Genomic DNA, 10,095 nt, shown 5'->3' with positions numbered 1-10,095 from the left:
GCGAAGCGCCTGAAATGAAGTATGTCTTTATCGAAAATCATCGGGCAGAGTTCAGCATCAAAGCCATGTGCCGGGTGCTGTGCGTGGCCCGCAGTGGCTGGTACGCCTGGAGGCTGCGCCGCCATCAGCCAAACCGACGGCAGCAGTACCGTCTGGTCTGTGATGCCGCTGTCCGGCTGGCGTTCTTTGACGCAAAACAGCGGTATGGAGCACCACGACTGTCGGATGAACTGCCGGAGTACAACATAAAAACCATCGCTGCCAGCCTGCGTCGTCAGGGGCTTCGGGCAAAAGCAGCACGTAAGTTCAGGCCGGTCAGCTACCAGGCACACAGACTGCCGGTGTCAGAAAACCTGCTGAAGCAGGATTTTTACGCCAGTGGGCCGAACCATAAATGGACAGGTGACATCACGTACTTACGAACAGATGAGGGCTGGCTGTATCTGGCGATAGTGATTGACCTGTGGTCCCGGGCAGTCATCGGCTGGTCAATGTCGCCGCGAATGACGGCACAACTGGCGTGTGATGCGCTACAGATGGCACTGTGGCGACGTAAGCGCCCGGAAAATGTCATCGTTCACAGCGACCGTGGCGGGCAATATTGTTCAGAGGAGTATCAGACATTACTGAAGCGGCATAATCTGCGCGGGAGCATGAGTGCCAGAGGGTGTTGTTACGATAATGCCTGTGCGGAAAGCTTCTTCCACTCACTGAAGGTGGAGTGTATCCACGGGGAGTGCTTTATCAGCCGGGAAGTGATGCGAACAACAGTGTTCAATTATATTGAGTGTGATTACAATCGGTGGCGTCGTCACAGTGCGTGTGGTGGCCTCAGTCCGGAACAGTTTGAAAACCAGAACCTCGCTTAGAGTCGTGTCCAGATTACTTGGGTAGGATCACACAACCTGAAAGAAGCGCCTGAGTCAGCAGGATGGTTGAGCCCTTGACCGGTGCAGACCTCTGCAAACACCGGGTCGTGGATAATTGCGACGGAGGCTGAAGTTTTCACGCGATACGTCCTTTTACTGCGCCAGTACGCTGGCCTGAATCCGTACCAAGCCGGAATTTTTCTGGCTATCTCCCACATTCTGCTGACGACCAGATCCTTTTATCTTACGGGCTGCGGCCTGCATTGCCGAAGGCTTTGCTGCCGCGTGACCGTAAAACTGCCCCAGAAACGCGGTGTTTAAGCACTGCACCAGAACCCGTGCGTCACTTTAACCGCGCAGAGCGGGAAAGTGACGCACGCAATCTTTCTGATCTGCCCCAGAGAAATCAACTGCGCCAGCCCGTGACGGGATTCTGACACCGCGTTTTCAGGCTATTTGACGCATAAGGAGAACATGAACCGATACCGGAGGGGGATCAGGACGATCAGGGGGATAACCCGCTAACGCGGGCGGCTGCTCAGAGAGCACAACCGACGCCCCATAACACCTCAACGGCTGCCGCCCCGGCGCTCAGGTATCGTTCGCAGCCCCGACAAAACTCAGGGGCTATCGGCCTACGCGCCGGGGAAAGCTGTATCAGTTTTTGGGTGATTGATTTGCTGCAATCATGAAGGGGGAATATATAGGGATACTGGCGCAGGAAATGAAGAAGCTGGCGCAGCAGACGGGCGGCAGCCATAAAACGGTCCACGATCGCATGGCGCTGGTGCAGCGGTTTTGTGAACGTCTGATGGGGCAGAACGTGCAGATCCGCCGGGTGGAACAACTGAAATCCCGGCATATTGAAGAGTACGTCCGGACACGGCTGGCGCAGGACATCACGAGGCGTTCCCTGCAAAACGAGATGGCGGCGGTGCGCTGCATTCTGAAGCAGGCCGGACGCGATAAACTGGCGCAGAGCGAGCGGCTCAGTAACCGGGCGTTGGGGCTGTCCGGCGCGTCCCGCAACGGGACAAAACGGGCCATCACGCCGGAGCATTACCGTCATGTACTGGAAACCGCCCGCGCAAAAGATCCGGGGCTGGCGGCGGCGCTGGAGCTCTCAAGGCTGATGGGATTACGCTCGCAGGAAGCGGTGCAGAGTGCGCAGTCGCTGAATACATGGAAACAGGCGCTGGAGCGGGGGTGACTCCCGGCTAACCGTGGTCTTTGGTACCAAAGGCGGGCGACCCCGCGAGACGATTATTCTGGACGCTGGCGCAGTCAGCAAGGCGGTAGATGCTGCGCTGGCGGTGGCTGAGCAGCGTCACGGCAGGCTGATCGATAAGCCCGATCTGAAAAGCGCGATGAAATACTGGCACGGCCAGGCATCACGTCTCGGGTTAACTGGCGCATATACCCCGCACTCCCTGCGTTATGCGTGGGCGCAGGAGGCAATCCGCTATTATCTGGCGCAGGGATCCAGCGAAAAAGAAGCTCTGGCGATGACGGCGATGGATCTGGGCCATGGCGACGGGCGTGGACGGTATGTGGCGCAGGTTTACGGGCGGCGGGGCGGTGCATGACAGTGCTCTCTTCTGAAATTCAGATATTCATCGGGTTTTGTCCCCGTCTCTGGTGCAGCAGCCAATTGTTACTCCGATCTGAGCCAGCCAAGGAAAAAGGCTGGGAAGGGTAAGGGGAGACTAAGGGTAACAGCGCCTGACCGGAAAAGGCCAAAGGGCTGAAAAGGCTGTAACTGGCGCAGATCGATATGTATCCGGCAATATCTGGCGCAGTCCTGCCACAGACTGGTAACGATGCCCAGAAATGATCCACCGTGAATTATTTTTGATATATACCTATTGATGGCTGAGGTATTGATAGGTTTTCGCCCGGAATTATTCACCCTCGAATAATTTTGTACGCTTTCCGATGAATAACGGGAAAAAAGAAGGCAACACCTTTCAATGCAAAAAAGCTGCTCCCGGACAACCGGAAACAGCTTTTCTGTTTTCAACCAATGACACTGCCAATGGTTCAGGCCGCCTTATGCTGCCGGGCATAAATATACGGCGCAATATACCCTTCACGGCACACATCAAGATAATCTGACCACCACTGCATCATGGCCTTGCGGGCTTCCAGATGTTCCGCTTTATGCACATACGCTGCCCGCACGCTGTTTCGCTCCTGATGGCTCATCTGCCGCTCCACCGTATCCCGCGACCAGAGATCTGACTCGACCAGCGCGCTACAGGCCATTGCCCGCAGTCCGTGTCCGCACACATCGGTTTTTGTATCATAGCCCATCAGACGCAGCGCCCGGTTGGTGGTGTTTTCGCTCATCGGTTTGTAGGGGTTATGGTCGCCGGGAAACACCAGTTCAAGATGGCCGGAGAGTTCCTGTATCTGTTTCAGAATGGCAATTGCCTGCCGGGAAAGTGGGACGATATGCGCGGTGCGCATTTTTGCGCCACGGCCTGAAAACCGCACTTTGTCGATTGCTTCGCGGGTGGCGGGGATGGTCCAGATTTTATTTCTGAAATCAATCTCATTCCAGCGGGCAAAACGCAGTTCGCTGGAGCGGATGAACAGGTGCAGCGTCAGCACTACTGCCAGCCGGGTTAACTCGCGCCCTTGTTGATAATCGCCGATACGGTCAAGCAGTTCAGGCAACCGTTCCAGCGGCAGGGCGGGATAGTGATTCTTTACGGGGGTGGCTGTCACGCCTTCCAGATGTTGTGCCGGATTGTTTTCGGTCAGTCCCTGCTGAACGGCGTAACGCATGATGTTGCTGAGTTGCTGCCGGGTTCGGGACGCGACTTCCAGAAAGCCCTTGTCCTCAATAACCCGAAGTAACGCCGTAAAATCCTGTGTTTTCAGCACCGTGACGGGCAGGTGACCAATCGCCGGGAAAATATGGTTTTCCATACTGGCGAGAATACGGGTGGCATAATCAGCCGACCATTTTTTGTTGGTTTTATGCCATGCCAGCGCCACCGCTTTAAAACATTTCTCGGGCGAACAGGCCGCTTTTTCCACCATGCGCTGTTGCGCCGGGTTGATATTCTGTGCCAGTAACTTACGGATACCGTCGCGCTGTTGCCGGGCGTCAGCGAGAGAAACCAGCGGATATGCGCCGAGACTGACTCTGGATTCTTTGCCACCGAAGCGATATTTGAGATACCAGATACGCGAACCACCCGGATTGACGAGCAGATACAGACCATGGGAATCGGAGAGTTTTACAGGACGGGAAGTGGGTTTTAACTTGCGGATTTTAGAATCATTTAAAGACATTTGGGGGTCACTCCAGAATCGAACCAAACTGACCCCAAATCTGACCACCAAATTTTCCGGATGCGGAGAGAAAACCAGATACGCATCGGGAAGAATTTTCACGCTAACTTACTGAATCGTAAATAAATAGAGACGTACAAGTAAGCATGAAAACAAGAATTTGGCTCCTCTGACTGGATGCAATAATTGATTTAACAATTTGATATTTATGAGATATATTTATTTGTAAGATGGTGATGCCCCCACAAAGGCCCCAAAATGTTTTTTTTAGATAAATGTGATTTTCTTAACAATATTCTTGCCATCTTGTAAAGAATTGCATTATGCCTTTATTGTATCGCTCTCTGTAAGAATGAAAAAGATGTAGGATATTGTTGCGTAGTTCCTCGCTGATATCCACTATACGGGATGAGAGTTGTTTCTTCATGATTTATGACTTGCTGTGAGTGAGTTATAAGCTTAATAAAATGAGGTTTTTATTTTGGAACAAATCCATCATCTCAATTATGAGGACAGTAAATTTAAATAATGCTTTCAAATTATTTAAATAAAGGGAGGCGCCGATGGTTTTTGAGCTAAGTTAAAATGGACAGCTATATCGAATTGTGATAGTATACTGGCATTATATACAGTATGTGTCGCTCTTTTTATGGGGTTATAATAATGAGCGTTAATAAAATTAAAAAAAATATAACAGTCATCTTCCTTAAAATTGACGCGAATGAATGCTTTTTTAAATCGTTTTCCTCTCATATTAAGACAATTTATCATGATAATGACAAAACTCGAATCATTAATCATCGAGGGAAAAAGTATTTAATAAAGTTCAATGGATTTAACAAAGATAATTCAGAAAGGAAGCCTTTGAGCTATAGTCTGACGGTTGTGAGAGAGCGGAATACATGGCAAACCAAAGCGACGAAGGATGGTATTATTACTGGTATTAACCAGAATCAAGGAATAATTGGAGATCCTTATTTCTTTTATATAGTTCCTGATTTGAACGTTATTTTAGGGTTTACATCTGGGCCTAGTGGTACAGTAAAAAGTGTATCCCGTTTTGTTCTTGAGCAATTTAATAGTGACAGAAAGAATAAAATAGGAATAGATTTAATTCCTAAGGAAAAAGAGTTTAGTTCATTAAATGAGTTACCTGAGTTTAGTAGCTTGCAATTTAATATGAATTCCTCATATCTTAATGATCTCTCAGAAGATGCACCTAATTTTTTCAAACAACTTAGCTCTGCTCCTTACATTGGTCAAGAAATGCAATTGTCATTCAACTTAGAATTTGGTGAGAATAAGGAATCTAATTTAACCAAAGAGAATGTCATTGAGATAGTAAACTTTCTATCGGATCACGAAGGATGTTCAATACTAAAAGTGAAAGGTGTTGATAAAAAAGGTAGCATTCTAAGTTTCGATTTTTCTAATGCCTTTTTAAACTTCAAAACGGAAATTAACACTCGCAATAAATTTATTGATGAGGAATGTTCATCACGAGTGTTAGAATCTGCCTTAGATGACTATTTGCTAAAGATCAGCTATGACTGAGTAGATTAGTTATTTCTTTTTTAATGACGGCATGGAGGCTGTCGATGTTTGTCGAAAGCATTATTTTTGCTAGATCACTAATTGATCCTATAGAACTATTTTTTGGTAACTTATCATGCAATTCTTTAGCTGTCTCTCTTGATAAACCTAAATTTAAAAGGGCCATCATTCTTTCATCACTTGCTCCAATTTCTAAATAATAATGAAGTTTTACAGATTGAACATCAACATCTTTTATTGTTGCTATGTTTTTTAATAAAAGATGATAGCATTTTATGGCATTCGAAAATCTAAACCTTATATCATTATTAATTACTTTAATGACATTTCTAACCGATTTATTAACATTGAATTTTGATGAAGCATTTTCTCTGTCTTCAGAATTATGTTCAATATCCCATGCAATTTGCGCTGTAATTATTTCTTTTAAGCTATGACCTTGAATCCACTTTCTAGATATTGTAGTTATATAGCTAGCAGAATATTCCCCTGATGGATTAAAAACACCGAATTCAATTAGCTTATTACAGATTTTGAGAAGTCTCTCATATACACTGTCGGACTTAGGGTGTGGTAAAGCCCAGTCATTTATATCTGCTACATCATTCAAGAATTCATAGATTTTATTTTGTTGTATGTACCCGATCGTAGGATTTGCCTCTAAAATAAAAGAGGATACCTTTATGTTTTCTAAGGTAGCACGGACGGATTTTCTAATTTCAGCTATCTCTGACTGATTAAGCGTAATTTCTGGTGAGGAAAATGTTTCAATTAAATTATCGTCTGAGTAATTTTTTATAAGTTTGTTCGCTACTGTATAGAATTTATACTGATCGTTATCCTCATGTGAGAAGTGGCCTGATAAAGCTAAAAGTATTTCATTTTTATTATCGTTGATTAATTTAAAATAGGTGGGTATTTTTTCTTCTTTATTATTTTTCTCATCATCAAAGTAATCTTTATATTTCCAGTCATCAGGCTCAATTAGGAAAATATTCCCAGAGAAGTGCTCTAACATTCTTCCTGCCCGACCTGTTATGTTGCTTATTTTTACATCTTCCAGCCTTTCTGACGGCTGGTAAGGCCTGCGATTGAAAGGGTTAAGGAGAAACAAATTCTTAGCGGGGAGATTGATACCTTCAGCTAGGGTGCTTGTACAAATTATATAATCTATATGACCTTCTTTTACTAAATTTTCTACAAGCAACCGAACAGATGTTGGTAATGGGCCATAATGAAAGGCAACACCCTTACGTAAATTATTTGCTAGAGAGTAATCTTCATGAATAAAATGTTCTATATATTCTGCTGCCTCTTCAAGAGCAGCATTGTTTTTTTTGTTAAGAAGTTTTTTCGATATTTCATCTGCTGTGCTGTCACAGGAGTTAGTTTGATTCCTGTAAACGATGTTGCTATATCCTTTTCCAAGCCTAAGGACTATATCGGAGAGATTTTTATCTTTAAATTTTTTAGGAATAGATACCGTATTATCAGTTCCTTTTCGTTCAATCAGTAAATTCCTGCCTTTAGGGTTTACTGACATTATGATTTTCGATACGGGAGAGTGAGCTGTAACTTCTTTTGTAAACGAAACTCCCCTAAAAACACTTGAAAAAGTATTTATATACTGAGGAGAGGGCATTCCAATAATAATTTGAGGAGCACTATCTTCCAACAATTTTTCTAATGTTATGTGAAGTAATACTCCTCTACTTTCATCAGAAATATTATGTGCTTCATCTATGAATAAATAATCAAAATATATATCACCACGCTGTAGAATCTCATGCAGTCTTTCTTGTGTCATTACAAAAATTGTCTTTTGTTTGAATGAACTATCTTTAGGTATTGTACAAATCTCAATTTCACTGTCCAAGTTTTTATTTTTTAAAATACCATATATCTTGGATGAGACTTCTGTTATTAATGCTCTTGTAGGAACGATAATCACCGCAAAAGCGCCGTCACTTTTTGTAACCCTGTCGATTATATAACTAAGTATTATATGTGTTTTCCCCGCCGAGGTGGGAGCGACAGTTATAACATCTTCCCCGGAGTTCAATTCAATCCATAGACTTCTTTGGAAATCAGTTAGAGGAAAATCCAATTCATCAACTGTATTCATTTCTAAACGCAGATTACGGCTTGTCTCAGAATATATATTAAATCTAAAGGATATGTTAGGGAATCTCTCCTCAAGGAGTCTAATATTGGGAAAATCGCCAGAGTTATAAAATATATTATTCGCAATAGGTATTAGCTCAGGATATTGTTGAGCACAAACTTCAATTAACATAGAAAGAAGTATAGAGCCTTCTTTTCTGAAACTATCTTGTTTTGAGTAATAGAATATTTGAGCTGTTGATATTATTTTTTTTGCTACAGTTATATCTAAATTACTTTTTTGTTCAGACACAGAATTAATGTATTCTCTAAATAGTGCGTTTTCTGCTTTTTTAAACTCTTCATTATTGAGAATTCTTTCTGCAAGTTTTGAATAAAAATTACTCATTTCTCTATTCCTAAATAATCAATGAATTTTCTGACCAATTCATCTATATCACTAAATGGTAAGAGCATGAGTGTTGATTGACTATGATCTAGTGTTTGCTCTTCAATTTTTGTAAAGAAATAATTTGCATGTTTATTAGCAAGAAGTATATATTTTTCGAGAAACTCATCCTCAGTTCGAGACGATCCTATTATATCGTGGCCGGTGAAACCAATAAAACATGGTGAGTGTATACTTTGTAAGTAATCTTTATCAGAAAATGGGTCAATAAGATCCATTATATCTTCTTGTATATCATCTTCCATATTGGGGAAGTCAAGATGGCTTTCAATTAAATCAAATTCGACTTGGTATTTCTCTTTCGCAGATTTTATCGATTTTGCAGCATCAGCAGCTGCACCATCGAAATTTTTATGAAGTTTTGATTCTCCAAAATACAATCTTATCTCATTATTATGATATTGTGCGTGAACAGCATCAGCACCGTATACAGGCATTCTTCTACTTGTCTTTAGAGATATCTTGCTGAGTATTTTGGGTGCTTCAAGATAAACATCTAAGAGAGTAAACAAGATTAACTCACCTAATTCGCCATGCGCTGTATGTTGGCTTAATCTACGAATAGCTTTATTTACAAGTTCGTCAGTAGCTGATGGCGATTGACTTTTTAGCTTTCTATTAATTTCGCAGCACTTAAAAGCAAAATTGTACAAAATTTCTCTTTTAATTACTTCAAATAATTGGACGTAGTCACTTTTTCCATTAGCTATTGGCAGGTAAATCAAAAGTGTGTCTACTTTTTGACCATTTCCTAGGGAAATAGTAATGTCCTTTTCACGAAGTATGCTTCTGATTTCATCATGGTTTTTTAGCTGTGGTGCAAGTTTTTTTATCATGCTTTTCACTTGATTCCCATCAAAAAATGAGATGAATGCATAACTCATCACGATACGGTTTTAATAGTATGTCGATTAGATAATACTCATAAAAATATCTAAAGAGAAGAAAAATATCTCGATAATTCAAACTCTTTACTACGTAAACTACAACTTGTATTTTTCTTACTGATATGAGGTTTGTTGAGGCTAAATTGTCGTTAACGGGGGCTGAGATGATTTGAATTAACCGACATCGCTTAAATAAGTTTCGTTTATAGGTGCCGTTGGTAAAGAGATCAAGCTAGCCATAAATAACAGGGGAGTTACTGGCTGTAACAGTTGTTCTGGCAAAGAGACTATTCTTACTTGTCACTGCTGCGCAATGATTCTCCTTTCGCTTATTGCATTGGAGGGTAATAACCGTACTTGTCTTATTTCATCGTCCATACACCTGCGCCACATACCGCCCACGCCCGTCACCATGCCCCAGAATCCATCGCCACCATTGCCAGTGCCTCTTTATGGCTAAACTCCTGCGCCAGATAATGATCTATCGCATCCTGTGCCCACGCATAACGCAGAGAATGCGGGGAATATGCGCCAGTTAAACCCATTCGCGCCGCCTGATTGTGCCAGTAGTCCATCGCGCTTTTCAGATCCGGCTTGTTGATTAACCTGTTATTACGGCTTTCTGCGACAGCTAACGCATTGTCGAGCGCTTTTTTAACTGCGCCGGTATCCAGAATCACCGTTTCGCGGGGGCGTCCGCCCTTGGTGCCGAAAACCACGGTTAAGCGCGTATCGCCACGTTCAACGGCCTGTCGCCACGTTTTCAGCGACTGAGCGCTTTGCACCGCCTCCTGAGAACGTAGTCCCATTAACCGCGCCAGTTCCAGTGCTGCCGCCAGTCCCGGATCTTTCGCGCGTGCCGTTTCCAGCACATGACGGTAGTGATCCGGTGTGATGGCCTGCCGTGTAC

6 protein-coding genes and 2 pseudogenes are annotated in these 10,095 nt (G+C 43.6%); 3 read left to right on the top strand and 5 right to left on the bottom strand.

The annotated features are described in order from the left end of the window. Window positions 1-869 (top strand): IS3 family transposase (locus tag HMPREF3091_RS04105; protein ID WP_083321363.1); only part of this gene is annotated, 869 nt, incomplete at its 5' end. A 153-nt stretch (window positions 870-1,022) separates the two neighbouring features. Here HMPREF3091_RS04105 and HMPREF3091_RS22610 read toward each other — a convergent pair. Then, on the bottom strand, window positions 1,023-1,199 hold the full coding sequence (locus tag HMPREF3091_RS22610; RefSeq protein ID WP_168168174.1) for a hypothetical protein: 177 nt from the start codon (window positions 1,197-1,199) through the stop codon (window positions 1,023-1,025). 373 nt (window positions 1,200-1,572) lie between these two features. Here HMPREF3091_RS22610 and HMPREF3091_RS04100 point away from each other — a divergent pair. Beyond that, window positions 1,573-2,455 (top strand): annotated as a pseudogene (locus HMPREF3091_RS04100) (integrase domain-containing protein). Between the two features lie 454 nt (window positions 2,456-2,909). On the opposite strand, the gene HMPREF3091_RS04095 reads toward HMPREF3091_RS04100, so the two are convergent. Beyond that, a complete protein-coding gene (locus HMPREF3091_RS04095; protein WP_070714406.1) occupies window positions 2,910-4,172 on the bottom strand; it encodes a tyrosine-type recombinase/integrase in 1,263 nt (420 codons plus the stop codon). 663 nt (window positions 4,173-4,835) lie between these two features. Here HMPREF3091_RS04095 and HMPREF3091_RS04090 point away from each other — a divergent pair. Further along, complete coding sequence (locus HMPREF3091_RS04090) at window positions 4,836-5,726, top strand: hypothetical protein (protein WP_070714403.1); 891 nt, start codon at window positions 4,836-4,838, stop codon at window positions 5,724-5,726. On the opposite strand, the gene HMPREF3091_RS04085 is transcribed toward HMPREF3091_RS04090, so the two are convergent. From HMPREF3091_RS04085 to HMPREF3091_RS22825, 3 genes and pseudogenes are all read right to left on the bottom strand, one after another. After that, entirely contained in the window at window positions 5,713-8,238 is a 2,526-nt protein-coding gene (locus HMPREF3091_RS04085) for a DEAD/DEAH box helicase (RefSeq protein ID WP_070714402.1), read from the bottom strand. The genes HMPREF3091_RS04090 and HMPREF3091_RS04085 overlap by 14 nt on opposite strands. After that, window positions 8,235-9,134, bottom strand: a complete 900-nt coding sequence (locus tag HMPREF3091_RS04080) for a HamA C-terminal domain-containing protein (protein WP_070714400.1) — start codon at window positions 9,132-9,134, stop codon at window positions 8,235-8,237. The genes HMPREF3091_RS04085 and HMPREF3091_RS04080 overlap by 4 nt, the downstream gene beginning before the upstream one ends. Window positions 9,135-9,552: 418 nt before the next feature. After that, window positions 9,553-10,095: pseudogene (locus tag HMPREF3091_RS22825) on the bottom strand (integrase domain-containing protein); the annotation flags it as partial.

The sequence above is a fragment of the Hafnia sp. HMSC23F03 genome, assembly GCF_001816025.1.
In the GTDB taxonomy this organism is placed as follows: Bacteria; Pseudomonadota; Gammaproteobacteria; order Enterobacterales; family Enterobacteriaceae; genus Hafnia; species Hafnia paralvei.
This window is presented reverse-complemented; position numbering and strand designations above follow the sequence as displayed.